The 26,176-nt window shown below is 72.3% G+C and carries 20 protein-coding genes, 1 tRNA gene and 1 riboswitch; of the genes, 10 read left to right on the top strand and 11 right to left on the bottom strand.

Annotated elements, in window-relative coordinates; translation table 11 throughout:
- Nucleotides 1-210 precede the first annotated feature (210 nt).
- From ACF1CT_RS18890 to ACF1CT_RS18875, 4 genes are all read left to right on the top strand, one after another.
- The gene (locus ACF1CT_RS18890; protein ID WP_391784990.1) at nt 211-945 is read left to right on the top strand and encodes a FadR/GntR family transcriptional regulator; all 735 of its coding nucleotides are present in this window, start codon (nt 211-213) and stop codon (nt 943-945) included.
- A gap of 228 nt (nt 946-1,173) precedes the next feature.
- Nucleotides 1,174-1,941 carry a (Fe-S)-binding protein gene (locus ACF1CT_RS18885; protein WP_391784989.1) on the top strand — a complete coding sequence of 256 codons (768 nt, stop codon included), beginning with the start codon at nt 1,174-1,176 and terminating at the stop codon, nt 1,939-1,941.
- Entirely contained in the window at nt 1,938-3,482 is a 1,545-nt protein-coding gene (locus ACF1CT_RS18880; protein WP_391784988.1) for a lactate utilization protein B, read from the top strand. Before ACF1CT_RS18885 ends, ACF1CT_RS18880 begins: the two co-directional genes overlap by 4 nt.
- Nucleotides 3,479-4,111, top strand: a complete 633-nt coding sequence (locus ACF1CT_RS18875) for a lactate utilization protein C (RefSeq protein ID WP_391784987.1) — start codon at nt 3,479-3,481, stop codon at nt 4,109-4,111. Before ACF1CT_RS18880 ends, ACF1CT_RS18875 begins: the two co-directional genes overlap by 4 nt.
- A 157-nt stretch (nt 4,112-4,268) precedes the next feature.
- On the opposite strand, the gene ACF1CT_RS18870 is transcribed toward ACF1CT_RS18875, so the two are convergent.
- The 3 genes from ACF1CT_RS18870 to ACF1CT_RS18860 form a co-directional block, all read right to left on the bottom strand.
- Nucleotides 4,269-6,170, bottom strand: coding sequence for a DUF2264 domain-containing protein (locus ACF1CT_RS18870; RefSeq protein ID WP_391784986.1), 1,902 nt, complete (start codon nt 6,168-6,170; stop codon nt 4,269-4,271).
- A gap of 485 nt (nt 6,171-6,655) precedes the next feature.
- Nucleotides 6,656-8,185 (bottom strand): amino acid permease, encoded by a 1,530-nt coding sequence (locus tag ACF1CT_RS18865; RefSeq protein ID WP_391784985.1) that lies wholly within the window; start codon nt 8,183-8,185, stop codon nt 6,656-6,658.
- A 105-nt stretch (nt 8,186-8,290) separates the two neighbouring features.
- The gene (locus ACF1CT_RS18860; protein ID WP_391784984.1) at nt 8,291-9,298 is read right to left on the bottom strand and encodes a hypothetical protein; all 1,008 of its coding nucleotides are present in this window, start codon (nt 9,296-9,298) and stop codon (nt 8,291-8,293) included.
- A 440-nt stretch (nt 9,299-9,738) separates the two neighbouring features.
- Here ACF1CT_RS18860 and ACF1CT_RS18855 point away from each other — a divergent pair, with 440 nt between their 5' ends.
- Genes ACF1CT_RS18855 through ACF1CT_RS18845 form a run of 3 tightly spaced genes read left to right on the top strand, consistent with a single transcriptional unit; the run spans nt 9,739 to nt 13,894 of the window.
- Nucleotides 9,739-11,193: an FGGY family carbohydrate kinase gene (locus ACF1CT_RS18855; protein ID WP_391784983.1), complete on the top strand. Its 1,455-nt coding sequence runs from the start codon at nt 9,739-9,741 to the stop codon at nt 11,191-11,193.
- Complete coding sequence (locus ACF1CT_RS18850) at nt 11,190-12,647, top strand: NAD(P)/FAD-dependent oxidoreductase (RefSeq protein ID WP_391784982.1); 1,458 nt, start codon at nt 11,190-11,192, stop codon at nt 12,645-12,647. Before ACF1CT_RS18855 ends, ACF1CT_RS18850 begins: the two co-directional genes overlap by 4 nt.
- Nucleotides 12,644-13,894: an FAD-dependent oxidoreductase gene (locus ACF1CT_RS18845; protein ID WP_391784981.1), complete on the top strand. Its 1,251-nt coding sequence runs from the start codon at nt 12,644-12,646 to the stop codon at nt 13,892-13,894. Before ACF1CT_RS18850 ends, ACF1CT_RS18845 begins: the two co-directional genes overlap by 4 nt.
- Before the next feature lie 8 nt (nt 13,895-13,902).
- Here the strand turns inward: ACF1CT_RS18845 and ACF1CT_RS18840 are convergent, their stop codons facing one another.
- From ACF1CT_RS18840 to ACF1CT_RS18830, 3 genes are all read right to left on the bottom strand, one after another.
- Nucleotides 13,903-14,379 carry a hypothetical protein gene (locus ACF1CT_RS18840; RefSeq protein ID WP_391784980.1) on the bottom strand — a complete coding sequence of 159 codons (477 nt, stop codon included), beginning with the start codon at nt 14,377-14,379 and terminating at the stop codon, nt 13,903-13,905.
- 174 nt (nt 14,380-14,553) lie between these two features.
- Entirely contained in the window at nt 14,554-15,309 is a 756-nt protein-coding gene (gene cobF / locus ACF1CT_RS18835; RefSeq protein WP_391784979.1) for a precorrin-6A synthase (deacetylating), read from the bottom strand.
- 92 nt (nt 15,310-15,401) lie between these two features.
- Nucleotides 15,402-15,926, bottom strand: coding sequence for a DUF309 domain-containing protein (locus ACF1CT_RS18830; protein ID WP_391784978.1), 525 nt, complete (start codon nt 15,924-15,926; stop codon nt 15,402-15,404).
- 108 nt (nt 15,927-16,034) lie between these two features.
- On the opposite strand from ACF1CT_RS18830, the gene ACF1CT_RS18825 reads away from it, so the two are divergent.
- The 3 genes from ACF1CT_RS18825 (at nt 16,035) to ACF1CT_RS18815 (ending at nt 19,267) form a co-directional block, all read left to right on the top strand.
- Nucleotides 16,035-18,668, top strand: a complete 2,634-nt coding sequence (locus ACF1CT_RS18825) for an ATP-binding protein (RefSeq protein ID WP_391784977.1) — start codon at nt 16,035-16,037, stop codon at nt 18,666-18,668.
- A gap of 47 nt (nt 18,669-18,715) precedes the next feature.
- Nucleotides 18,716-18,789, top strand: a tRNA-Pro gene (locus ACF1CT_RS18820).
- A 232-nt stretch (nt 18,790-19,021) separates the two neighbouring features.
- Nucleotides 19,022-19,267: a hypothetical protein gene (locus ACF1CT_RS18815; RefSeq protein WP_391784976.1), complete on the top strand. Its 246-nt coding sequence runs from the start codon at nt 19,022-19,024 to the stop codon at nt 19,265-19,267.
- 314 nt (nt 19,268-19,581) lie between these two features.
- Here the strand turns inward: ACF1CT_RS18815 and metE are convergent, their stop codons facing one another.
- From metE to ACF1CT_RS18790, 5 genes are all read right to left on the bottom strand, one after another.
- Complete coding sequence (gene metE / locus ACF1CT_RS18810) at nt 19,582-21,900, bottom strand: 5-methyltetrahydropteroyltriglutamate--homocysteine S-methyltransferase (protein WP_391784975.1); 2,319 nt, start codon at nt 21,898-21,900, stop codon at nt 19,582-19,584.
- A gap of 165 nt (nt 21,901-22,065) precedes the next feature.
- Nucleotides 22,066-22,290: riboswitch (cobalamin riboswitch) on the bottom strand.
- 258 nt (nt 22,291-22,548) lie between these two features.
- On the bottom strand, nt 22,549-23,049 hold the full coding sequence (locus ACF1CT_RS18805) for an NUDIX hydrolase (protein ID WP_391784974.1): 501 nt from the start codon (nt 23,047-23,049) through the stop codon (nt 22,549-22,551).
- A gap of 185 nt (nt 23,050-23,234) precedes the next feature.
- On the bottom strand, nt 23,235-24,134 hold the full coding sequence (locus ACF1CT_RS18800; protein ID WP_391784973.1) for a hypothetical protein: 900 nt from the start codon (nt 24,132-24,134) through the stop codon (nt 23,235-23,237).
- Nucleotides 24,131-25,144, bottom strand: coding sequence for an SPFH domain-containing protein (locus tag ACF1CT_RS18795; RefSeq protein ID WP_391784972.1), 1,014 nt, complete (start codon nt 25,142-25,144; stop codon nt 24,131-24,133). The genes ACF1CT_RS18800 and ACF1CT_RS18795 overlap by 4 nt, the downstream gene beginning before the upstream one ends.
- A 287-nt stretch (nt 25,145-25,431) precedes the next feature.
- Nucleotides 25,432-26,061 (bottom strand): TetR/AcrR family transcriptional regulator, encoded by a 630-nt coding sequence (locus tag ACF1CT_RS18790; protein ID WP_391784971.1) that lies wholly within the window; start codon nt 26,059-26,061, stop codon nt 25,432-25,434.
- Between the last annotated feature and the right edge of the window lie 115 nt (nt 26,062-26,176).

Raw genomic sequence — 26,176 nt, 5'->3', positions numbered from 1 at the left:
CCGAGCCGGGCGGGTGTGTCCGGACACGCCCGCCGTCGTCGTGTCCGACGCGGACCCGGCCGTCACCGGTCCGCGGAGTTCGGCGGGCCGGTGACGGATGTATGCGCCGACAGCTTTCTGGTCGGACCATACGTTATATGTGACATAGTGGAAGCTGTGCAGCAGAGCGGACGGCGACCGGATGGTTCCGGCCGAGGCAGGGGGTGACGGATGCCGGTCGAATGGCAGCCCGTACGGCAGTCCCGCACGCACGAACTCGTGCTCCAGAGCATCGAGCAGCGGGTGTTCGCCGGGGAACTCAGGGCCGGGGACCGACTGCCCCCCGAGCGGGAGCTCGCGCCGGTGCTCGGCGTCAGCCGTTCCGCGTTGCGCGAGGCGTTGCGGGTGCTGGAGACCATCGGTGTGCTGGTCGCGCAGCCGGGCAGGGGGCCGGACGCGGGCGCGCGGATCGTACGCAACCCGGACGACGCCCTGGGGCGGCTGCTGCGTCTGCACTTCGCCCTGGGCAGTTACGGCCTGCACGACGTTCTGGAGGCGCGCGTCGCGCTGGAGCGGTCCAGCTTCGAGGCTGCGGCGCGCCATGCCTCGGCGCGGGATCTCGACGAGGCGGAGGGCTTCGTCGCGCGCATGGGTGAGCCGGGCGTCACGGTGTCCGAGTTCAACGAGATGGACACCCGGTTCCACGTCTGTATCGCCCGGGGCTCCGGCAACGCCCTGACCTCCACGCTCACATCCGCCGTCCGCGAGTCGGTGCGTCCGCTGATCCTGCGGGCCCTGGAGCGGGTCGAGGACTGGCCGACCGCGGCCGCGGCTCTCAACGCCGAGCACGCCGAACTGTTGGCGCTGGTGCGGGCGGGCGACGGGGCGGGCGCCGCCGACCTGGTCGAACGGCACATCCGCAATCTGCACGGCACCCTGGTCGACGGGAGCGGGACCGAGAGCTGAGGGCACCGCCCCCGCCCCGGTCGCGAGGACGCGGTGGGCTCCGGGCAAGAATTGTCATGCGCAGGACATTCCTTTCTCCGTGTCCCTCCGTCCCGCGAGACGCCGCTCCCGTCCGGCGTCGCGCGCTGATCCGCCGGGGATTACGGGACAGCCCTTAGTATGGTCAGACCATAAGGGAATCGCGACGTAACGAAATGACGCGACGTAACGAAAAGATCGGAGAGACCCATGCGCATCGGACTCTTCGCCACCTGTCTGGGAGACACGCTCTTCCCCGAGGCGGTGAAATCGACAGCGGTCCTGCTCGCCAGGCTCGGCCATGACGTGGTGTTCCCGCCCGGACAGACCTGCTGCGGACAGATGCACGTCAACACCGGATACCAACGCGAGCCCGTGCCGCTGGTGCGGAATTTCGCCGAGCAGTTCGGTGACGTGTCGATCGATGCCGTCGTCATGCCGTCCGGATCGTGCGCGGGATCGGTCCGGCATCAGCACGAGATCGTCGCCGAGCGGTACGGGGACGCGGCGCTGCGGGCGGGGGTCGCCATCGTCAAGGCCAAGACGTACGAGCTGTCGGAACTCCTCGTCGACGTCCTGGGCGTCACCGACGTCGGCGCCTACTTCCCGCACCGTGTGACGTACCACCCGACGTGCCACTCCCTGCGCATGCTCCGGGTCGGCGAGAAGCCGCTCGAACTGCTCCGGGCCGTCGACTCCATCGATCTCGTCGAACTCCCCGAGGCCGACGCCTGCTGCGGGTTCGGCGGCACGTTCGCCATCAAGAACGCCGAGACGTCGACGGCGATGCTCCGGGACAAGATGCGCAACATCGCCACCACCGAGGCCGACGTCTGCACCGCGGGCGACTCGTCGTGCCTGATGCACATCGGCGGCGGCCTGTCCCGCATCAGTTCGGGCACCCGGACCCTGCACCTCGCGCAGGTCCTCTCCGCCACCCGCACCGCGCCCTACGTCCCGACGGAGGCCGTCCGATGAGCAGCACCTTCCTCGGCATGCCCACGCCCCCGCCCCGTTCCCCGTACGGAACGGGCAATCTGCGCGGCGACCGTACGTTCCCGAAGGCCGCCCACGACGAACTGCGCAACGAGCAACTGCGCCGCAACCTCGGCCGGGCCACCCACACGATCCGCGCGAAGCGCCTGGGCGTCACCGGCGAACTCCCCGACTGGGAGGCACTGCGGGACGCCGGTTCGGCCATCAAGACCGACACCATGAACCGGCTTCCCGAACTGCTCGAAGAACTGGAGCGCAAGGTCACCGAGCGCGGTGGCACCGTCCACTGGGCGCGCGACGGCGTCGAGGCCAATGAGATCGTCACCCGGCTCGTCAGGGCGACCGGCAGCACCGACGTCATCAAGGTGAAGTCGATGGCCACCCAGGAGATCGGCCTCAACGAGCACCTGGAGTCGGCAGGCATCACTCCCTACGAGACGGATCTCGCCGAACTGATCGTCCAACTCGCCCACGACAGGCCGTCACACATCCTGGTCCCCGCGATTCACCGCAACCGCGACGAGATCCGGCAGATCTTCCTCAAGGAGATCCCCGGTGTCGACCCGCGCCTGGACAACGTTCCCGCACATCTCGCCGCCGCGGCCCGCGCCTATCTGCGCGAGAAGTTCATGACGACCAAGGTGGCGGTCTCGGGCGCCAACTTCGGTGTCGCGGAGACCGGGACGCTCTGCGTCGTCGAGTCCGAGGGCAACGGCCGCATGTGCCTCACCCTGCCCGACACCCTCATCACCGTCATGGGCATCGAGAAGGTGCTGCCGCGCTACCAGGACCTTGAGGTCTTCCTGCAACTGCTGCCGCGTTCCTCCACCGGCGAGCGGATGAATCCGTACACCTCGATGTGGACCGGGGTGACACCCGGCGACGGGCCGCAGGATTTCCACCTCGTGCTGCTCGACAACGGACGCACGGCGGCGCTCGCCGACCGGGTCGGACGCGCGGCGCTCAACTGCATCCGCTGTTCGGCCTGCCTGAACGTCTGCCCGGTGTACGAACGGGCCGGCGGTCACGCGTACGGATCGACGTACCCGGGACCGATCGGCGCGGTGCTCACCCCGCAGCTCGCCGGGATGGACATGGCCAAGGACGATCCCAACGGCTCGCTGCCGTACGCCTCCAGTCTCTGCGGCGCCTGCTTCGACGCCTGCCCGGTCAAGATCGACATTCCCTCGTTGCTGGTCGAACTGCGCCACCAGCACACCGAGCGGACCGGCATGACGGCGGAGAAACTGGCGATGAGGGCGGCCGCCGGGGTGATGAGGAGACCCGGACTGTACACGGCCGCGCAGCGGGGCGCGGCGGTCGGCCGGGTCGTCGCCGGGCGGGACGGCAAGATCTCGCATCTGCCACCGCCGTTCGACGGCTGGAGCGCCGCCCGTGACACCGCCGCCCCGCCCAAGCAGTCCTTCCGCGCCTGGCTGGCATCGGCCGAGGGCGCCGCGGCGATGCGGACCGCGGCCGACGAGCACACGAAGAACCGGCACACGAAGGAGGAGGACGAGTGACGACCGCACGCGAAACGGTCCTGGGCCGGATCAGGGACGCCCTGACCCTCGCACCGCCCCGGGACGTCCCCGTCCCCCGCGCCTACCGGACCGGCCGCACCCTCGCGGACGACGAGCGCCTGGCGCTCTTCACCGACCGGCTCGTCGACTACAAGGCACAGGTGCTCACCTGCACCGCCGACCACACCGCGCGGACCGTCGCCGAGGCGCTGCGGGAGCACGGGGCACGACGGATCGGTGTGCCGGCCGGCCTCGACCCGGCGTGGCTCGCCGCCCACGACGGCGAGGTCCGGCAGGACTCCGCCGGCACTCCGGCTCCCGCCCTCGACACGCTGGACGGTGTCGTCACCGCCTCGGCCGTCGGCTGCGCCGAGACCGGCACGATCTTCCTGGACGGATCGCCCGACCAGGGCAGGCGGGCGCTTTCCCTCGTCCCCGACCTGCATGTGTGCGTCGTCGACCTGTCGACGGTCGAGGTGGGCGTGCCGGAGGCGGTGGCCCGGCTGGTGCCCGACCGGCCGACGACGCTGATCAGCGGCCCCTCCGCCACATCGGACATCGAGTTGGAGCGGGTGGAGGGCGTCCACGGCCCGCGCACCCTGGTGGTGGTGATCCGCACCGACGCGTAACCCGGCCCCCGCGCGGGGGTGTACGCGGCAACCTCCGCGCGGACGGACCGGGGAGCGGTCCACCACTCCCCGGGCGACAGCCGTCGAAGCCGGGTCCGCGGCCCGGCCGCGGACCCGGAGACCGGCCGGCACGCACACCCCGCCGTCCGGCCGCTGCTCAGCCGTGCGCGACCGAGAGCGGATCGAAGTCGATCCGGGTCGTCGTCGCGTCGTCGGCCCAGGTCACCCGTACCGTGTCCCCGTCCACCCCGACGCCGCTCACCACGGCGTCGAGCGGCGCCGCCCCGGGCTCGGCGGTCAGCGACGCGAGCGCCACCAGCACGATCGTCCCGCTCGCCGGGGCGGACAGTCGGGGCACCACCGCCCACGGCGTGTACGCGGTGCCCTGCGGGGCCCGCACCACGTCCCGGGTCTCCCAGCCGTGCAGGCCGTGCAGCGCCGACACGACGGTGTCGTCGCGACCGGTCGCCCAGCCCGTCTGCTCCACCCGGGCCCCGTCCGGCGCGCCGACCACCCGATGCACGCGCAGCTCGTACCGGCCGCGTGCCACGGTGACGCTCTCCACCCGAAGCCCCGGCACCATCGGCGGCCCCGACGTGAACACGGGCCGGTGCCAGGAGGCGGCCCACCCCCAACCGTCACCCCCGCCCGCTCCCAGCGCGCGGATGGCACGGCGACCGCTGCGTGTTCCGGCGACGACCACGGCCACGTGGTTGTCCGCCGTGTTCGCCGCCGACGTCGGACCGGTCACGGTGGAGTACGACTGACGGCTGTACAGCGGATCGTCCGCCACCTGCGCCTCGCCCTCGTGCGGACGTACGTGGTCGCTGCCGTGGTTGTGCAGCCGCACGATGCCGTCCGCCCCGGTGGTCTGCACCAGCAGGCCCGGTGCGGGCAGTGCGAGAACCCGGTCGGGGCCCTCGCTCGGGGCGGGTTCCTCGGGCGCCGTCCACAACGGGTGGCCCTCCGGGGCGAGCAACGAGACGAAGGCCTTGGACGCCCAGTACGGTGACGCGGGGGCCGAGTAGTTCTGCAGCGTGGCGTCGTGCGGACCGTGCCAGCCCAGGTTCAGCAGACCGTCCGTACCGGTCGCGCCGCGGTCGAGGAAGTAGCGCAGCGACCCGCTGATCAACCGGCGCGAGGTGCCGGGCGTGAGCGGGGTGTGCCCGGTGACGGCGCCGAGCGCGACCGACGAGGCGGCGGCGAAACGGTAGGTCAGCGACCGGCCGAAGTGGATCGGCGCGCCGTCGCCCCCGAACAGCAGCGAGAAGCCCTCCAGATGCTCGCGCAGCCGGGCGCCGTGGTGCGCGGACAGTCCTGCGTCGCCGGACAGATGGGCGTCCAGCACGGGGTAGAGGTGCAGCGCCCAGCCGTTGTAGTGGTCGAAGGCGCGACCGTCGCCGTCGGCGTACCAGCCGTCTCCGCGGTACCAGGTCTCCAGCAGGCCGAGCGCGCGTTCCTTGGCCCGGGCCGTCTCCGCGTCGCCCCGGCCCACGGACTCCAGGAACCCGGCGACGGAGTAGGGGAAGAGGTACCAGTTGTTGGGGGAGGGGGTGTGCCGCAGCGCGTCGCGCAGCCACGTCTCGGCGCGGTCCTGCACTCCGGGGTCGAGACGGTCCCAGAGCCACGGCCGGGTCAGCCGCAGACCGATGGCGACCGACGCGGACTCGACCATGGGCTGGCCGAAGACCCCGTGGTCGCGGATCAGCGGCCACGACTCGGTGTCGTCCCGGCCGGGGGCGAGGGTCCCGGCCGCGAGGCCCTCGGCGTACCGGTCGAGCCAGCCGTGCGGATCACCGCCGTCCGCGCCCGCCACCCGGAAGGCTGCGGCGAGGAACGTGCGCGCGTACCCCTCCAGGCCGTCGGAACGCACGCCGGACACGGACGGCCTGCCCGGGAGGTCCAGCAGCGCGCCACCGGGCGTGGCCCACTTCATGGCTGCCCCGATCAGCCCGTCGGCCGCGGCCTCCCAGTGCGCACGCGTATAGCCGGTGCGAGGGCTCGACACCCGGTCGTCGACGGGGAGTGCGAGGGTGTGGACGGGGTGGGGAGCGGTCATGGGGAAGGGAAGCCTTTCACGTCGTGCGGGACGGGCGTACGCGTCGCCCGCGGCCCGGGGCCGGTGCCGTCGGCCATCGGGTCCCGGCCGTCGTCCGCCGGAGTCTCCTGGGAGGACCCGGATGTGCCCGCGACGCCCGGTGCGACCGGAGCCGCGGGCTCGGGACCGGGCATGCGTACCTCCTGCGGCTCCTGATGCGGGTCACGAGGAATCCTGATCGACTGATCGTTTCTGGTCAAGAGAATGATCGTAAGAAAGTGAAGCGATCAAGTGATCAGGCGTGCGGGGCGGCCGGCGCCGGAACGGGGGCGTCATGCGCCGGACGAGCGGCCGTGGCCGGGAAGGGCGCGCAACGCTGCTCCTCGTCCGGGACGGGACGGCCGCCGGTCCGCTCTGCCGCGATTCTTCGCCGCGCGCCCCGGCCCTCCCCGATCGCCGGTGGTGGCGGGGGAGGGCCGGGGACGTACGGCTGTGCGCGAGCCGGGTCAGATGATGTCCTCCTCGATCTGCGCCTGCTCACGGGCGTTTCCGTACGCCGACGGCGTGCTGTACGAGCGGCGTGCGACGAACCACCAGACGGTGGCCAGGATCAGCACGGCGACCAGGGCGATCGACGCGTAGTTCATCGAGTCGACCGTCACCGGGGAGGACTGCGGGAGCAGGAACAGCACGGTGACGAAGGCGACCCACACCACGGCGATCCAGCCGATCGGCTTGCTCCAGCGGCCCAGGTGCCATGGTCCGCGCTCGAACCGGTTGCCCGCGCGCAGCTTCAGGAAGATCGGGATGGCGTAGGCGGGCGTGATGCCGATGACGTTGATGGCGGTCACGGCGCCGTACGCGGTCTCGGAGTACAGCGACGGCACCGCCAGCAGCCCGGCGACGACGACCGACAGCCACACCGCGTTCACCGGTGTCTGGGTGCGCGAACTGACCTTGTGCCACAGGGCCGAACCCGGCAGGGCGTTGTCGCGGCTGAACGCGAACACCATCCGGCTGGCCGCGGCGACCTCCGCGTTGCCGCAGAAGAGCTGTGCCGCGATCACGATCAGCAGCAGAGCCGTGGCGCCGGACGTGCCGAGCGCGTCGATCAGGATCTGGGCCGGAGGCACCTTGGTCGGGCTGTCCAGGGTGCCCTGGTAGTCCTGGATGGCGAAGGTGAGCCCGGCGAGCAGGACGAAACCGGCGACCCAGGACACCCAGATCGCGCGGACGATGCCCTTGGCGGCCGTCACCGAGGCGTTCGACGTCTCCTCCGAGAGGTGCGCGGAGGCGTCGTAGCCGCAGAAGGTGTACTGGGCGAGGAGGAGGCCGATCGCCGCCACGTACAACGGGTTGTGCCACCCGGTGCCATTGACGAACTCGGTGAAGACGAACGATGGGGACTGGTGGTGCGAGGGCACGATCGCCAGCACGGTGACGATGACCGCGACACCGATCAGATGCCACCACACACTGATGGAGTTGAGCACACTGACGAGGCGGACGCCGAAGAGGTTCAGCACGGCGTGCAGCAGCAGGATGCAGAGGAAGATGATCATCGTCTTGCCCGGGGTGGGGGTGAATCCCCACTGCAGGTTCATGAAGGCACCGGTGAACAACGCGGCGCCGTAGTCGATCCCGGCGATCGCGCCGAGCAGGCCGAGCAGGTTCAGCCACCCGGTGTACCAGCCCCACTTGCGACCGCCCAGCCGGTCGGCCATGTAGTAGAGCGCCCCGGACGTCGGGTAGGAGCTGGTGACCTCGGCCAGTGCCATGCCGACGCAGAGCACGAAGAGGCCGACACCCACCCAGCCCCAGAGCATCACCGCCGGGCCGCCGGTCGACATGCCGAAGCCGTACAGCGTCATGCAGCCGGAGAGGATCGAGATGACGGAGAAGCTGATGGCGAAGTTACCGAAGCCGCCCATGCGGCGGGCGAGCACCGGTTGGTAGCCGAGTTCGCGCAGCCTCTGTTCCTCGTCGGTCGGCGGGGCGGCGTCCGCGCCCGACTGGGTCGGGGTGGATATGGGCATGGGAAGACCTCCATGAGCGGTGGAACGGGAAGCGGAAGGGTGCGGCCGGACCGGGACACGGAACACGGGCGGCCGCAGGAGCGGGTGGGCGATGACACCCCCGGCTCAGCCGTGCGGCCCCCGGCCGGGTTCGCGGGGCGCGGCGAGGCAGCGGTTCCGGGCGCGCAGGAAGACCTCCTCGGCGCCGCCCGGGCCCTTGGGGTCGCGTGTGCGGTACACCCAGGGCACGGAGGTGAAGTACGGGCCGAGCTCCTCGAACACCGCCGCCGCCTCGGCGAACTTGAGCGCTCCCCACAACGCGTGGGCCACGTGGTTGAGGTCGGGCAGGGAACGTGCGATCGGTGGCGTACGCCGGAACCAGAGCTCCAGTGCGCGCATCGCGTCCCGCTCCGCGTCCTCGGTGACCCAGTGCAGATCCAGGGCCTTCTCGTGTCCGTGCTCGCGCCGGTACCGTTCGACCCGGACATACAGCGGCAGTACGTGCAGTGCGGAGCCGTCGGGGGCGGAGGACGACGCCCACTGCACGAAGTTGACCGCCTCCGAGATCGTCCCGCCGGCCTTGCGCGCGTACACGAACTGGAGCATCCGGTGGTACGCCTCACGGTTGCACGGGTCGCGCTTGTCGGCCTCCGCGAGCAGACCCCACGGGCCGGGGAAGAGCATCGGCCCCGGAGGGTGCACCCGGTGCTCCTCCAACTGCTGGCGCTCGTCCAGTTGGGACAGGGCCAGCAGACACACCCACGGCACGGGATCGGCGGGCGAGGCGTGCGCGGCCGTCCGGCACGTCGCCCACGCCTCCTGCCACAGTTCCCGGGCCCGGTGATGGCCCTCGCGGTGGGCCCTGACCGCCCGCTCCACGACGACCCGCGCGTGCATCACGGCACCGGCCACGCTGCGGGGCTCCTCGGCCAGCCAGGCCTGTACCGCGTCCGACCCGGCGGCCACCGCACCCAGCACCTGCGTGCGCTGGGTCCACAACGCCCAGTCCGGCGTGCTCTCCAGCAGATTGCGCATGGACAACCAGCGTCCGGTGCGCAGATCCTGTAACGCGACCCGTAATTCGTTGTCATGACCGGCCGGGTGATACACCGGCCGGAAATCACTGTTGGCCATGGAATCGCCCTGCCCCCGTGCGACGGGACGGAATGCCGGGGGTGGAATGTCGCCTCACCACGTCACGCAACCCGGCGGCATGAAATCCGTGTGGCGGTGAAACGCCCGGGAGGCGGAGTGTCGGCGCTCGGGACAGGGTGTCGGTGTCATGAGTCCTCGGGGACGTGGGGGGTGGTGCAGCTGTTGAAATATGAACTGCTGTGCATCATCAGGTTGTTGCTCGGCGGTGAGTGTAAGGCCAGTTACCCGGGGCTCCCGACCGATTCGCGGATCTTACTCAAGTCGACTTATCAGAACGCACCTTGACTGCTCGTCACTGGTTCCGGGTCCGGCGCCGGACGGCCCTTGACGCGGGCGGTGGTCTGCACCACTCTGGGCGTCTCGGATCAACGATCACGATTCCGTTCAAGCCGCAGAGCTTTCGCACAGCTGGAGCGTCGATGACAGGCCCGGTACTCGCCGTGGACCAGGGCACGTCGGGAACCAAGGCCCTCGTGGTCTGCCCCGAGCGCGGCGTGATCGGTTCCGGTTCGTCACCGGTGCGGCCGCGGCACGGCGGCGGCGGAGCGGTCGAGGTCGATCCGGCGGAACTGCTCGACTCGGTTCTCGACGCCGGACGCCGGGCGTTAGGCGAGGCGGGCGAGCCCGTGGTGGCCGTCGGCCTGGCCAACCAGGGCGAGACGGTGCTCGCCTGGGACCCGGACACGGGCCGCCCGCTCACCGAAGCGATCGTCTGGCAGGACCGCCGCTCCGCATCGGTCTGTTCCCGACTGTCGGCCCACGAAGCGGAGTTGACACACCTCACCGGTCTGCCGCTCGACCCCTACTTCGCGGCTCCCAAGATGGCCTGGATCCGCCGGGAACTGACATGCGAAGGCGTTGTCACCACCAGCGACTCGTGGCTCGTCCATCAGCTGACCGGGGCGTTCGTCACCGACACGGCGACCGCGGGACGCACCCAGCTCCTCGACCTCGACCGGGCCGGCTGGTCGGCCCGGGCCCTGGACATCTTCGGCCTCGGCGACGAACGGCTCCCTGCCGTCGTCGACTCCGACACCACCGTCGGCACGACGGACGCCTTCGGCGCGGACATCCCGCTGACCGGTCTCCTCGTCGACCAGCAGGCCGCGCTCCTCGCCCAGAACGCCCTGGACCCGGGCGACGCCAAATGCACCTACGGAACCGGCGCGTTCCTGCTCGCCCAGAGCGGACCCGTCCCGCGCCGCGGCTCCACCGGCCTGGTCAGTTGCGTCGCCTGGCGGCTGGGCGGTCGCACCAGCTACTGCCTCGACGGACAGGTCTACACCGCCGCATCGGCGGTCGACTGGCTCGCCGGGATGGGCGTGATCTCCGGTGCCGCCGGCCTCGACACCGTCGGCGCCGCCGTCCCCGACGCCGGCGGGGTCTCCTTCGTACCGGCGCTCGCCGGTCTCGCCGCCCCCTGGTGGCGAGGCGACCTGCGCGGATCGGTGACCGGGCTCGGACTCGACACCACCCCCGGCCACCTGGTGCGCGCCCTGTGCGACGGCATCGCCGCACAGGTCGTCGAACTCGCCGAGGCCGTCGCCGCCGACCAGGGCTCCCCGCTCACCTCGCTCCGCGCCGACGGCGGACTGACCCGCTCGACGCTGCTCATGCAGACCCAGGCCGACCTGTTGCAACGCCCCGTCGAGGTGTCCGCGCTGCCCGACGCCACCGCGCTCGGCGCCGCGGCCGTCGCCCGCCTCGGCGCCGACCCCGGACTCCCGCTCCGGCAGGCGCTTCCCGCGTGGAGGCCCGCCGCCGTCTACGAACCGCGGATCGGCGCCGACGAGGCGGCGGAACGCCTCGCCGGATTCCGCGCCGCCGTACGGACCCTGCTGGAATCCGACCGAAACGCCCGAGAGCCCCGATGAACCGCACGACGAAGGACACGACGCGCGAGGCCCGGGGCGGCACGGTCACATCGACCGGACCTCTGACGGCCGGAACACGGCACACCCCGGCCTACGACGTGACCGTCGTCGGCGCGGGCGTGGTCGGGGCCGCCATCGCCCGCGAACTCGCCCGCCACCCGCTGCGCACCGCACTCGTCGACGCCTGCGACGACATCGGCAACGGCACGTCGAAGGCCAACACCGCCATCCTGCACACCGGGTTCGACGCCGTGCCCGGTTCGCTGGAGGCCCGTCTCGTGCGCGAGGGCCGGCACCGGCTCCGCGCGTACGCGGCCGAGTCGGGCATCCCCGTCGAACGTGTCGGAGCCCTGCTCGTCGCCTGGGACCAGGAACAACTCGCCGCGCTTCCCGGCCTGCTGAAGAAGGCCGAACACAACGACTACCACGCGGCCCGACTCCTGGACGCCGACGAACTGCGCGCCCGTGAACCCCATCTGGGACCGGGAGCACTCGGCGCGCTCGAAATCCCCGACGAGAGCATCATCTGTCCCTGGACCACCCCACTCGCCTACACCACCCAGGCCGTGCGGGCCGGGGTCCATCTGCACCTCGACTGCCGGGTACGGCACGTCGACAGCGACGGCGACGGTCACACCCTCGCCACCACCCGCGGACCGCTGCGCACCCGGTACCTGGTCAACGCCGCCGGGCTGCACGCCGACGAACTCGACCGGGAACTCGGCCACGACGACTTCACCGTCACCCCGCGCCGCGGCCAGCTCATCGTCTTCGACAAGCTCGCCCGGGACCTCGTCACCCACATCCTGCTGCCCGTGCCCACCACCGCAGGCAAGGGCGTGCTGGTCGCACCGACCGTCTTCGGCAACGTACTGCTCGGCCCGACCGCCGAGGAACTCGACGACAGGACCGCCACCGGATCGACCGCCGAGGGCATCGGCCTGCTCCGCGAGAAGGGCCGGCGCATCCTGCCCGCGCTCCTCGACGAGGAGGTCACCGCCGTCTACGCCGGACTGCGCGCCGCCACCGGTCGGGAGGACTACCGCATCGGGGCCCACCCGGAGCGGCGCGGCGTCACCGTCGGCGGCATCCGGTCCACCGGACTCACCGCCTCCATGGCCATCGCCGCACATGTCACCGCACTGCTCGCCGAGTCGGGCCTCGACCTCGGCGACCCGACCGAACTGCCGCCCGTCACCATGCCGAACCTGGGCGAGGCGTGTCCCCGCCCGTATCAGGACGCCGCGCTGATCGCCCGGGACCCCGCCTACGGCACCCTCGTCTGCCACTGCGAACGCGTCACCGCAGGGGAGATCCGCGACGCCCTGACCTCGACGGTCCCACCGTGCTCCCCGGACGGCCTGCGACGCAGAACGAGAGCCGGCAACGGACGCTGCCAGGGATTCCACTGCGGGGCCGCGGTCCGCGCACTCTTCGAGGAGGACCGGTCATGACCCGGCGTGAGCGCACCGTCGACGTACTGGTCGTCGGCGGCGGCCCCGCGGGCCTCGCCGCCGGGGCCGAACTCGCCGCGTCCGGCGCGGGCCGGGTCGAGATCCTGGAACGCGAGCAGACCGCGGGCGGCATCCCGCGCCACTGCTTCCGCGACGGCTTCGGCGGTCGTGAAGGACGAACGGTGCTGGCGGGGAGCGGCGGGACGACCGGACCGGAGTACGCCAGAGCGTGCGTCGCCGCGGCCGAACGGGCCGGAGCCGCCCTGCGCACCGGCGTCACCGTCACCGGGTGGGCCGGGCCGCTGACCCTCGACACCACCGCGCCGACCGGGCTCGAACGGATCACGGCCCGCGCGGTGGTCCTCGCCACCGGCGCCCGGGAGCGCCCCCGCAGCGCCCGTCTCGTACCCGGCAGCCGCCCGTCCGGCGTCCACACCACCGGCGAACTCCAGCAGGCCGTTCACCTCCACCGGCAACGGATCGGCACCCGCGCGGTCGTCGTCGGCGACGAACCCGTCGGTCGTGCCGCGACCGGCACGCTGCGCGCCGCCGGAGTGGAAGTCGTCGCCCGGGTCACCGACCAGCCGCCCTCCGTGCTCACCGCGTGGAACCGGTACCGGGACCGCACACCGCTCCTCACCCACGCCACCGTCACCCTGCTGACCGGGCGGGAACGGCTCGACGGCGTGGGCCTGCGGCATCAGGACGGCCGGACCACGACGCTGCGCTGCGACACCGTCGTCTTCACCGGCGACTGGATCCCCGAACACGAACTGGCCCGACGCGCGGCCGTCGACCTCGACCCCGGCACCCGGGGCCCCGCGCACGACGCCTCGTTCCGGACGACCGTGACCGGTGTCTTCGCCGTCGGCAACCTCCTGCACGGAGTGCAGAGCGCCCGCGTCGCGGCCGACGAGGGGCGGGCCGTCGCCGCACCCGTCCTGCGTCACCTGGCGGCTGCGGACTGGCCGACAGCCCGCCTGCCCGTCGCCGTCGACCCTCCGCTGCGATGGGTGGCGCCGAACCTCGTCGGCCCGGGGCACGACATTCCGGTCCGGGACCGCTTCAGCCTCTGGACCACCCGGACCCTGTTCTCACCGCTGCTCGCCGTCCACCAGGGCGACCGGATCCTGCACCGTCGGCGGCTGCTGCTGCCCGCCGTACCCGGGCACCCGTTCCACCTGAGCGCCGACTGGGTCGACCGGGTCGATCCGCACGGCTCGACCGTACGGATCGCGGTGCTCTGACCTCCACGTCACGGAATGAGCAGCCAGTCCGAACCGATCGCCGCGACGAGACCCACCGCGAGCAGCCAACTGCCGAGCCGGGTACGGCCGTTCCTGCTGAGCTCGATCACGATCCCGCAGAGTATGAGCGCGAGTCCGTAGACGCCGACCACGAGCACCGACGACCGGCTGGCGATCCGCAGCGCGAGAACGACCGCCATCGCGGCCATGCCCACCGAGGACAGCGCGACACGGAGCCGCCGTGCCTGACGCGGCGTCAGGCGACGGTCCCCGGCCTCGGCCCCGGACGCCTCCTCCGCGGAGCCCTCCGGCTCCAGCTCCTCGTCGGCGGGACCGGGAGCGGCCTCCGGGCCTGCCGAGGAGGCCGGTTCCGCGTCCGACGTCCGGGGCGTCCGCTTCGGCCCGTCCCCGGGGACGCCGTCGGCGGCGGCCTGGGGAGCGGCTATCGGGGTGTCCACTGCCTGGTCCTGGTCAGAAGTGCTCATGACGCCGGATCGTAATGGCTGCGGGCCCGTCCGTTCACCGTCCGGGAGACGGGTGGCGGAAGTGATACGGGTCCGACCCGCACGGGCCGGGCGCGCCCCGGCGCCCCGACCGCGTCCATGCCCTCGGGGCGTGTCCGGGGCCCGGCGGCCGGCCGCCGCCGGCGACGGTGCGGCTCAGTCGCGACGCAGCAGATACGTGTCCATGATCCAGCCCTTGCGGGCACGCGCCTCGGACCGCAACTCCTCGATCCGGTCCGACACCTCGCGAAGGCGACCGGAGACCAGGATCTCGTCCTCGGTCCCCACGTACGCCCCCCAGTAGATGAACAGGTCCTGGTCGAGATGGCGGGTGAACGCCTGCCGGGCGTCGAGCATCACCACGACGTCGTCGACCCCCTCCGGCCAGCCCTCGGCCAGCCGGCGGCCCGTGGTGATCTGCACCGGCCGCCCCACCCTGTTCAGGCCCGTCCGGTGCTTGGCCAGCAGCGCGGACACACTGCTGATCCCGGGCACCACCTCGTGGTCGAAGGCCACCGCGCCCCGGCCGGCGATCTCGTCGAGAATGCCGAGCGTGGAGTCGTAAAGCGCCGGATCGCCCCACACCAGGAACGCCCCGCACTCGTTCTCGCCCAGGTCCCGCGCGATGAACCGCTCGTACAGGTCCGCACGGCGCCGGCGCCAGTCGTCCACCGCGGGCGCGTAGTCCGGCGTGTCGCGGTCGCGCTCCGGATCACGGGCCTCGACGATCCGAAAGGACCGGTCCTTCACATGCGCGTCCAGAATGTCCCGCCGCAGCCGGGTCAGACCGGACTTCTCCTCGCCCTTGTCGAGGACGAGGAACGCGTCCACCTCGTTCAGTGCCTTGACGGCCTGAAGCGTCAGATGATCGGGGTCTCCCGCGCCGATACCGATGACGTAGATCTTCTTCACCCCACCGAGTCTGCCCGATGCCGCGGCCCCGGGGCCGACCGGGCCACGCCGGCGTACCGCGGCCCACGACCCGGAACTCGACCGAAAACGGCCTACCGGCCCCCGGCCCGCAGACGGGGCGCCTCGTCCGCCGCGTCGACGGGCCGCGCCGCGACACCACCGCCGTCCGCGCGCCGGACACCCTCCCCCTCCACCCGGTCCGCCAGCTCCCGGGCCCAGTCGATCAGCGCGTCGCCCCCGATCCCGTACGGCAGGGGGACCCCGAAACCGGCGAGAGCCGCCGCGCCGCGACGCAGCAGCCGGGCGCCGCCGGTCGCGTTGCCCCGGGCCGCGTGCGTCAAGCCCACGGCCAGCTGCGCGAGCCCGCGCCACAACTCCCGATCCGGGGCAGGCCCCGACTTCCACGCGTCCTCGAACACCTCGTGCGCGTGGAACGGCATCCCCTCGTCCAACAGCCGTTGGGCCTCCCGCAACGTCTCCTCCGGGGTGCGTACCACGCCCTCGGGCAGGCGCTCCACCCCTGGCGTCCCGTACGGCAGCGGACGTCCCAACCCGTCACGGGGACGCGCGTTGCGCGCCCGGCCCTCCGCGTCCCGGTCCCTGCTGGTGGCATCCATCATTCGATTGTGCCCCGCACCTGCGATGAAGTGTGCGAACCACTGTCCGTCGACCCTCGCGCACGACTAGTGTCAACAGTCGTCCGCACCACTTTGGGGAGGGTAGGGATGAAGCAGTCCCGGCCACTGTACGAGCGCGAACCAGAAGTCGCCGCTGCCGCACAAGCCGTGGATGCCCTGTGCGGCGCCCAGGCCGCCGGTGGGCTGCTGATCTTCAGCGGAGAGGCGGGCATCGGCAAGACGGCACTCCTCGACGAGATCCGGTCCAGGGCCGCCGACCGCTGCACGGTCTGGTCCGCCCGGGGCGGCGAGACGGTCACGTCCGTGCCCTTCCACGTCGTCCGTCAGTTACTGCAACCGGCTCTCGACCAGTTCCCGCCCGACGAAGTGAGGTCCCTGTTCGGCCCCTGGTACGAAATCGCGGCACCCGCACTCGGGCTCGCCGAACCGAGCGGCCCCCAGCCCGATCCGCAAGGCGTCCGGGACGGCCTCGACTTCGTGGTGTCCCGCCTCGCGTCCCGGTTGAGCCACCGTCCGTTGGTGCTCATCATCGACGACGCCCATTGGGCCGACGGCGAGACCCTCGCCTGGCTGGACGCGTTCACGCTCCGCCTCGGTGAACTGCCCATCCTGGTCGTCCAGGCCCACCGGCCGGAGGAGATGGCGGCGCGGCGCCGGGAGACCGGTCACATCGACCCCCGCCCCGCCCAGACCCGGGTGGAGCTCCGCGCCCTCACCCCGGACGCCACCGCCGAACTCGTCCGCGCCTCCCTGGGCGAACACACCGACGACCCGTTCTGCCGCGAGGTGTGGGCCGTCACCGGGGGCAACCCCTACGAGGCCGTCGAACTCGTCGCCAAGGTCCAGGACCGCGAACTGCCACCACTTGAGGAGTCGGCCGGGCTGCTGCGCGAACTCGGCGCGTCCGCCCGCGGCAGCGGTCTCGTCGCCCGGCTGGAACGTCTCGGCACCAACGCCACCCGATTCGCCTGGGCCGCGGCCGTCCTCGGCACGGACATCTCCCAGGACCTCGCCGCGACCCTCGCCGGAATGAGCCAGGCCGAGGCCGCCGACTGCACGGCGCAACTGCGCGAGGCCCGTATCGTCACCGGATTCGATCCGCTGGAGTTCGTCCACCCGCTGATCGCCTCCGCGGTCTACCGCTCCATCCCGGCGGCCACCCGCACCGCCTTCCACGGCCGGGCCGCCTGGGCGATCACCCGCGCGGGGCTCGGCGCCGCGGCGGCCTCCCGCCACCTCCTCGAAGTGCACCCCGACGACGACCAGGAACTCGTCGAGCAGCTCCGCGAAGCGTCCAGGCAGCACCTCGCGGTCGGTGCCCCGGAGGCCGCCCGCCGCTGCCTCGAACGCGCTCTGGAGGAACCGCCGCGCCAGGACGTCAGGGCCACCCTGCTGTACGAACTGGGCTGTGCCACACTGCTGAGCTCCCCGGCCACCACGGTCCGACACCTGCGGGCCGCTCTCGACATGCCCGGACTCGACAACGACCGGCGGATCGACGCGACGTACCGGCTGGCGGCCGCGCATTCCCACAACAACCAGCTCAAGGAAGCGGCGAGCGCCCTCGCGGCCGAGGCGGCACGCACCGCTCCCGGTCCCGGCCTGATGCGGCTGCAGGCCGCCCACTTCCTCTGGGAGGGCATGCAGGCCACCGAGGACGACGGACCCGCCCGTTCCGGCCGGCTCGCCCGGAACGCCGATCACCTCACCGGCCGCGACAACGCCGAGCGCGCCCTGCTCACACTCCGCGCCTTCGACGCCATGATGCGGGGCGAGAACGCCCAGCTCATCGTCGACCTCTGCGAACGCGCTCTGGTCGACGGCCACCCCGCCCGGGGACTCGGCTGGACCGATACCGAATGGGGCTTCGAACTCCCGACGCTGGTCGGCATCACCTACGCGTTCACCGACCGACTCGACCGGGCCGAGTCACTGTTCGGCGAGGCCGTCCGCGCCTTCGAGATCTCCGGATGGAGCGGCGCGCACCTCGCGTTCGCCCACACGCTGCTGGGGCTGGTGCACCGCCGTCGCGGCCGACTCGCCGAGGCCGAGGGATTCCTCCGTGAGGGACTGCGCCTCGCCGACCGAGTCGGCAGCGGGCTTCCGGTCCACTGGGACGCGGCCTGCCTGCTGATCGACACCCTGGTCGCCCGGGGACGTGTCGCCGAGGCCCGCGAGATGGCCGACCGCTACGACTTCGGTCCGCCCTACCCCAGCGCGATGGTGCTGCCCGACGCCCCGTGCCTGCGCGGCAGGCTGTTGCTGGCCGAGGGCCGTACGGCGGAGGCCGTCAACGAACTTGAGGCGGCAGGCCGGGCCCTGGAGGCGCGGGGCAGGTTCAACGGCGTCTGGGCGCCATGGGCCGGCGACCTCGCCCGTGCCCTGGCCGAGCAGGACCCGCAGCGCGCCGCCCAACTGGCCACCGCCTCCCGAGTGCACGCCGAACGCTTCGGGACGGACACCGCGATCGGCGAGGCCCTGCGCTGTGTCGCGCTCTTCGCCCGTCCCGAGGACGCCGTTCACCTGCTGTCCGAGTCGGTGCGCCACCTGGAGTCGTCCCCGTCGGCGTACGAGCACGCCCTGGCGCTCGTCGACTACGGGATCGCGATCCGGTCCCCGCGGGAACTCGCCAGGGCCCACAAACTGGCCACCGCCTGCGGCGCCGAATCCCTCGCGAACCGTGCTCACCAGGCACGGGCGTCGATCCGGTCCGCGGAGTGAGGTAATGTTTGTCCTGCGCGGTCACCCGGAACACCGGGGGAACGCAGCGGGACGTGGCGCAGCTTGGTAGCGCACTTGACTGGGGGTCAAGGGGTCGCAGGTTCAAATCCTGTCGTCCCGACTCGTGAGAGTCGTAGATCAGGGCCGGTTTCGGAGGTATTCGAAACCGGCCCTTGATCATTCCTGGGAACCAGTGGCGGGAACGGTCTGCTCTGGTCCCGGAAACCGGCCCGTCCCTGCCCAGCACCTGGCACGCCCCCCCCGACATCACGGTTCAGGTCCAGGAGGGCAACCCCGCCGTGGCGCGACACGTCCCTTCTGCTGAAGATCACGGTCGTAGGAGAGGACACAAGGTGAGTGACCGCGAGCGAGACCAGGACACCGGGCCCGCCCCCGGCGGAGACGCCCCCTGGTGGGCCGGGCTCGGGCCGGCCGGAGGAGTGGCCCTCGCGGTGAGCGGGGCGGGGCTGCTGCTGTGGCTGGTGCTGCGCGGAGACGCGGCTGACGACGACTGGTCCCGCTACTACGGGGCCGGCAAGGTCCTGGCCATCGGTTGTGTGATCGCCGGGACGACGCTTCTGGCCCGCCGCCGCGGCTGAGACGGTGCCCCACGGGGGTGACGGTCGAGCCTGCGCCCAACTCCTGTGCGCTCTGCCCGTTCTGACGGAACTCGACGTCACCGCCGACGGGGGATCCCTGCCGTGGGCGCCGGGCCGGAGTGCCAGCCGCCCGCCGGGAGGGCTCCCCCGAAGCACCGATGTCCGTGGTCGCCGGGGCCGTCGGCATGTCGCTGCCTTCGGGGGAGATGTCCGCCTCCGCCGACGAACGACCGCCCGAGGCCCGTCGCGGCAGGCGCCGGGCCTCGGGCGGGGAGGAGGCCGGACGACCCCTCCCCGGCCCGTCGTTGCCGGTGTCAGGACGTGGAGAGCTCCTCGCGGACCGTGCGGGCGGCGGCGACCAGGTTCTCCAGGGAGGCCCGGGTCTCGGGCCAGCCGCGGGTCTTCAGGCCGCAGTCGGGGTTGACCCACAGCCGTTCGGCGGGGATGGCCTTCAGACCGGTGCGCAGCAGTTCCGCCGCCTCCCCGGTGCCCGGAACGCGGGGGGAGTGGATGTCGTAGACACCCGGTCCCGCCTCGCGCGGATAGCCGTGGGCGGCCAGTTCACGGGCGACCTGCATGTGGGAGCGAGCCGCTTCCAGGCTGATGACGTCGGCGTCGAGGTCGTCGATGGCCTGGACGATGTCGCCGAACTCCGCGTAGCACATGTGGGTGTGGATCTGGGTGTCGGGGCGCACGTTGCCGGTGCTGATCCGGAAGGCCTCGGTGGCCCACGCCAGGTACTCCGGTCGGTCGGACGCCCGCAGCGGGAGTGTCTCGCGCAGCGCGGGTTCGTCGACCTGGATGACCGAGGTCCCGGCGGCCTCCAGGTCGTTCACCTCGTCGCGCAGGGCGAGGGCGACCTGCCGGGCGGTGTCGCCGAGGGGCTGGTCGTCACGGACGAAGGACCAGGCGAGCATGGTGACGGGTCCGGTGAGCATGCCCTTGACCGGGCGGGGGGTCAGGGACTGGGCGTAGGCCGTCCACCTGACCGTCATGGGCTCGGGGCGGGAGATGTCACCGGCCAGGATCGGCGGCCGGACGTAGCGGGTGCCGTAGGACTGGACCCAGCCGTGCTGTGTGGCGAGGTATCCGCTGAGCTGTTCGGCGAAGTACTGCACCATGTCGTTGCGTTCGGCCTCGCCGTGCACGAGGACGTCCAGTCCGGCCTTCTCCTGGAACGAGATGACCTCCTGGATCTCGGCCCTGATGCGTTCCTCGTAGCCGGCCGTGTCGATCCGGCCCGCGCGCAGGTCTGCGCGGGCGGTGCGCAGTTCGCCGGTCTGGGGGAAGGAGCCGATGGTGGTGGTCGGCAACAGCGGCAGGCCGAGGTGGGCCCGTTGGGCCGCGGCCCGTTCGGGGTACGGCTGGGAGCGGCGGGCGTCGGCCTCCGTGACGGCGGCGGCGCGGCCCCGTACGGCCGGGTCGTGGGTGATCGGCGAACTCGCGCGGGAGGCCAGATCGGCGCGGTTGGCGGCGAGTTCCGCGGCGATCGCGCCGGTGCCCCGGGCGAGCCCCCTGGCGAGGGTGGCGACCTCGCTGGTCTTCTGACGGGCGAAGGCGAGCCAGCGCAGGATCTGCGGTTCGATCTCCCGTTCGGCCGCCGTGTCCAGCGGCACGTGGAGCAGCGAACAGGACGCGGAGACATCGACCCGTTCGGCAAGTCCGAGCAGGGTGCCGAGGACGGACAGGGATTTCTCCAGGTCGTTCACCCAGATGTTGCGGCCGTCGACCACCCCCGCCACCAGGCGCTTGCCGGGCAGTCCGCCGACGGCGGCGAGGGCGTCCAGGTTGGCCGCGGCCGCGCCCGTGAAGTCGAGGGCGAGCCCGTCCACCGGAGCCTTGGCCAGGACGGGCAGGGCGTCGCCGAGCCGGTCGAAGTACGAGGCGACCAGCAGCTTGGGCCGGTCGGTGAGCGCACCGAGGCCGCCGTAGGCGCGCGCGGCGGCCTCCAGTTCGGCCGGGGAGCGGTCCTGGACGAGGGCGGGCTCGTCGACCTGCACCCATTGCGCGCCCGCCGCGCGCAGATCGGCGAGGACCTCGGCGTACACCGGAAGCAGGCGGTCGAGGAGGGTGATCGGCTCGAAGTCCGCGGGGACGCCCGGGGCGGGCTTGGCGAGGAGGAGATAGGTGACCGGGCCGACCAGTACCGGACGCGCGGTCAGGCCCAGGGCGAGGGCCTCCCGCAGTTCGGCGACCTGCTTGCTGGAGTCGGCGGTGAACACCGTGTCCGGGCCCAGCTCGGGCACCAGGTAGTGGTAGTTGGTGTCGAACCACTTGGTCATCTCCAGGGGCGCGACGTCCTGGGTGCCGCGTGCCATGGCGAAGTAGCCGTCCAGGGCGTCCGTCTCGACGGCGCTCCGGTGCCGGGCGGGGATCGCACCGACCATGACGGTGGTGTCGAGGACATGGTCGTAGTAGGAGAAGTCACCGGTCGGTACTTCCTGGATGCCCGCCCCGGCCAGCTGCCGCCAGTTGGAGGCGCGCAGTCCGGCGGCGGTGGACCGGAGGGCGTCGGCGGTGACGCGGCCCTTCCAGTAGCCCTCGATCGCCTTCTTCAGTTCCCGGTCCGGGCCCTGGCGGGGGTAGCCGTACACGGTGGCCCGTGCTGCCGCGGCTGCGGTCGTGGTGGTCACGGAGATCTCCTTCGCGAGATGAATCCCTGAGATCCCGGTGACGGGACGAGGACGCGAAGGGGTGACGGACCGGACGGCGACGACCTCGCGCGGCACAGCGCGGTCGTCCGACCGATATGTACGCCGACCCGCCCACGAGGTCACCGGAATGTCCGCGCACGAGTGGTTCGTGTGCGGGCAGTTGGCAGGTCTTCGGACTCGCGGGCACGCCTCGTGTCGTACGAGGCACCTACTGGCCGTCGCTTCCCAGGCCCTGTACGTCGGACCCAGTGCGTATGACGGCGGTCGTTCCCGCTCACCGCTGCGGGGCAGTCCCGGATTCCCACCGGGTTCCCTCTTGCGACGCATCCCGCCTGGCGGACGGGGCGAACCAGCTGCGAGGCCCAGCCTAGAGGGTGGTGTGATCCGACGGGGCACGTCGTCCACGATCCGGATGGTGAGCTGAGACACGGGCGACGCGGCGCACCGGGGCGGGAGCCCCGCGGGCGGTGCGACGGGGTCCGGGACGACCGGCCCACGAGGTCCGGCGGATCCGGTCGGCCGGACGTGAGGGGGGCAGCGGGGCACGGGGATCGTACGGCACCTCGTACGGTCCGGTGAGGTGGCCACCGGACCGCCCGAGGGCCCCGGCGGACTGCGTCCTGAGGGCTATGCCCCGGTCGTACCGGTCGTGATGTCCAGCCGGTGGGCCGGCGGGTGCGTGATCGGGAGATCGGGGCGCCATGCCGCGAGCACCTGGGCGGAGGGGTCGAACAAGTCCTTCGGCAGCGCGTCGGGCGCGGTCCACCGCCAGGTGCTGATGAGGTGCGGCTCGGTCACCCGCGGCTCCGCCGACTCCACCGTCACCAGGGCCGCCATCGACACCCGGTTGATCCCCGCGACGACGTCGTGGAGCATGGCGAAGACGGTCACGTCGTCCACGTCCACCTGGAGCCCCGTCTCCTCGCGGAGTTCGCGGACGGCGGCTGCGGCGACGGACTCGTGCGTCGGGTCGACCTTCCCGCCGGGAAGTTCCCAGGTTCCGCCGCGGTGCCTGCCCAGCAGCACGTGTCCTCGGGCGTCCCGCACGATGACGCCCACACCGAGCGCCGCCTGCGCCACCGGCGGACGGGCGTTGCGGGGGAGGGGATCGGCGGGGCCGGAGTGCATGGTGCTCCTTGCGGTCGGGCGCGGGATGTCACGGGCCACGGCGACACGGCATCCGCGGGCGGCGGCCCGAGGACAAGCCTACGTACCCTCGTCGCCGGCGCGGTGACCGGTCGCCCGCGGGGCATCGACGGGGGGCCGGCCGCGGGGCGGGTGTGCCGGGTCGCGCGATCCACCGGTCCGGCCGGTCAGAGGGCCAGCCGCAGCGAGGTGTCCGCGATGCCCAGTCGCACGCTCTGGCCCCATGTCAGTTCCAGTGCGTCCGCCTCCATCCCGTCGCCGAAGGCCACCACCCGGTCGGACTCGGCAGTGAGCCTCAGCCCCTGCCCCCGTTCCAGCTCGCCGGAGACCAACGAGGTGCCGGTCGCCGGTGACGGCCAGGCCTCGCGGACGAACCAGAGCAGCCGCGCGTCGGTGGGCCCCGGGAGCGGCAGGGCGCTGCCGCGCTCCTGCCACAGCGAGCGGAGCCAGCCCGTGGCGCCGGTGCCGGTGCCGACCAGCACACCCGAGGACGCCTGTGCCTCGGTGGGCGCGTCGGGCGTGTCGGGGCCGAGCCGGTACCGGGCGGTCTGGTGGCCCGCCGGGCCCAGGTAGATCTCGTTGAGGGCGAGGAGGCGCTGGGTGTCGTCGGCGACCGCCTCGACCATGGTGAGTTCGTCCGCCGCGCACCGGGGCGACCCGGCGGCCCGCAGCAGCGCCGCCGCGTCCGGCGCCCGGTGGCGGACCAGCACCCCGGGGTTGCGTCCGGGATCGGTGTCGATGCCCACGACGGGCTGCCCGGACAGGTACTTGGCGGTGTTGGCGACGAGACCGTCCTGTCCGACGACCACCACCACGTCCTCGGGGCCGAACAGGAAGCGGTCGAGGTCGGCGCGTTCCACCCGGGACTGACGCCATTGCAGCGGTACGGCCGCCGCCACGTCGGCGAGGGCCTGCCGGGCGTGCCGGTGCCGTTCCGCGACCTGGTCGATGGACCGGCCGCGACTGGAGAGGAAGAACGCCGCCTGGCCGTGCGTGCCGTGCCGGGCCAGCAACTCCTCGTACTCCGTGGTGCGGTGCACCAGCACGGCGCGCGGGGCCAGACTCATGCCCGCGGCCCCGGACCGGGCCTGCCGAGCCTGCCGAGCAGGTCGGTGAGCACGTCGGGGGAGAGGGTGAGGCTGTCGATGCGCGGCAGGTTCTCCGCCAGCCTGGTCGCCGTCAGGGCGTGCAGGGTCTCGGGGGCCACCTCGCCGTGCACCCGCAACCAGGCGGCCTGGGACTCCGCGCGCGCGGCGCCGACCTCGCGTGCTGCCTCGGCCTCCGCGCGGGCGAGCCGTACCGTGCGGGCCGCCTCCGCCTCCGCGCGCACGCGGTCGGCCGCCGCGTTCTCCTCCGCCTCGCGCCGGGAGTTGGTGCCGCGCTGCTCGACCAACTGCTCCTCGCGCCGGGCCAGCTCGATCTGGCTGGCTAGCTCGTTCTCCGCGATGGCCCGTTCCCGTTCCACCGCCACGGCACGGCGTTCGTAGGTGGCCCGGTCGGCCTCCTGCTGGATCTGCTCGCGGGCGGGGGTGCGCAGAGCGCGCTCCACCTCGGCCTCGGGGCGGATGGCGACCACCCGCACCGCGACCACGTCGATACCCGTGGCGGGCAGCCGGGGTTCGGCGGCGAGTCCGGCCGCCACCCGTTCGCGCACCGAGGCCACGCCGTCGACGAGGGCCTCGGCCAGCGACGTCCGGGCCAGGACGTCGAGTGTGTGCTGCTGGGCGGTCTCCGTGAGCAGTGTGGCGATCTGCTCCAGCGGTGCGCCGCGCCAGACCCCGGTGTCCGGGTCGACGGAGAAGTCGAGGCGGGCCGCGGCCTCGGCCGGGTCGCTGATCCGGTACGTCACGGTGGCCTGCACGGTGACGTCCTGGAAGTCCGATGTGCGCGCATGGAAGGCCATGGCCAACTCGCGGTCGTTTATCGGGACTTCGGAGAGGGCGGCGGTCAGCGACCGGTACCAGAAGCTCAGCCCCGGTCCGTCGTGGGCGAGCCTGCCGCGCTTGTGGTGACGGATGTGGGCGGTGGGTGCGGAGCGCAGGTGCCGCCAGCCGAAGCGCTGGGTGATGTCGGCCATGATGAGGGACCCCCTTCTTCTCGTCATGAAGACGATAAAGGGAGTGGTTCAATATCGTCAAGTGGACGAAAATGGGTGCGCCGACTGCGGCCGGAGGACGCCGGTGCGGGGTTGTGGGCGCTCGCGGCCGGCGGCCCGTCGTGGTGGTTCCGGTGGGCGCGGGGACGCGAACGGGCGGTCGACGGCTTCGGAGAAGTCGTCGACCGCCCGGCCGGTACGCCGCCCCCGTCCCCACGGTGCGGCGTCGACGGGCTGCCGTCATCCGCTCGGACGACAGCCCGCGTCTGTCAGGACCGCGACGCCGGGGCGCCCAGTCCGAGTGCGGGAAGGATGGCGTGGTCCACGAAGCGGACGAGGTACGCCTCGTCCACGAACTCTCCCTCCAGCAGTGGCCGGGCCCGCAGCACGCCCAGCAACTGCACCGCGACGAACTCCGCCGCCGGAGCGTCCGCGGGAATCTCGCCGCGCGCCGCGCCGCGCCGGACCATCGCCTCGATCGCCGCGATCTCCGGCACGATCAGCGACTCGCGCAGCGCGGCCATCAGCTCGGGGCTCTGCAGCGCGGCATGGCCGAGCGCGTGCATCAGCGGGGTGTCGCGTCCCGAGCCCGCGCCGATGGCCCGCGCCACCTCGCGCAGGTCCTCCGCCAGTGTGCCGGTGTCGATGCGCGGGAGCACCACCCGCCGGGTGCCGTGGAGCGCGGCGACGACGAGTTCGGGCTTGGACCCCCACTGCCGGTAGAGCGTGGACTTGCCACAGCGCGTCCGAGCGGCCACCCCCTCCATGGTGAGGGCCTCGTACCCGGACTCCCTCAGCATGTCGAGCACGGCCGTGTAGAACTCCTGGGCCCGCTCCGGTGTGATCTTCGAGCGGCGTGAGGTGTGTGCCGGTTCGTGCGCGGTGTCCTGCGGCGACATACGTCTTCCCTCTCGGCGATTCTGCGGCGAGGCCCATCGATACGCCAGTGTACCGAAACGCGCGTGTACCGATACGTTCGCGTATCGGTACACTGGCGTATCGATTCGGCATGGA

Source organism: Streptomyces sp. NPDC014734 (assembly GCF_043083325.1).
Classification (GTDB): domain Bacteria; phylum Actinomycetota; class Actinomycetes; order Streptomycetales; family Streptomycetaceae; genus Streptomyces.
This window is presented reverse-complemented; position numbering and strand designations above follow the sequence as displayed.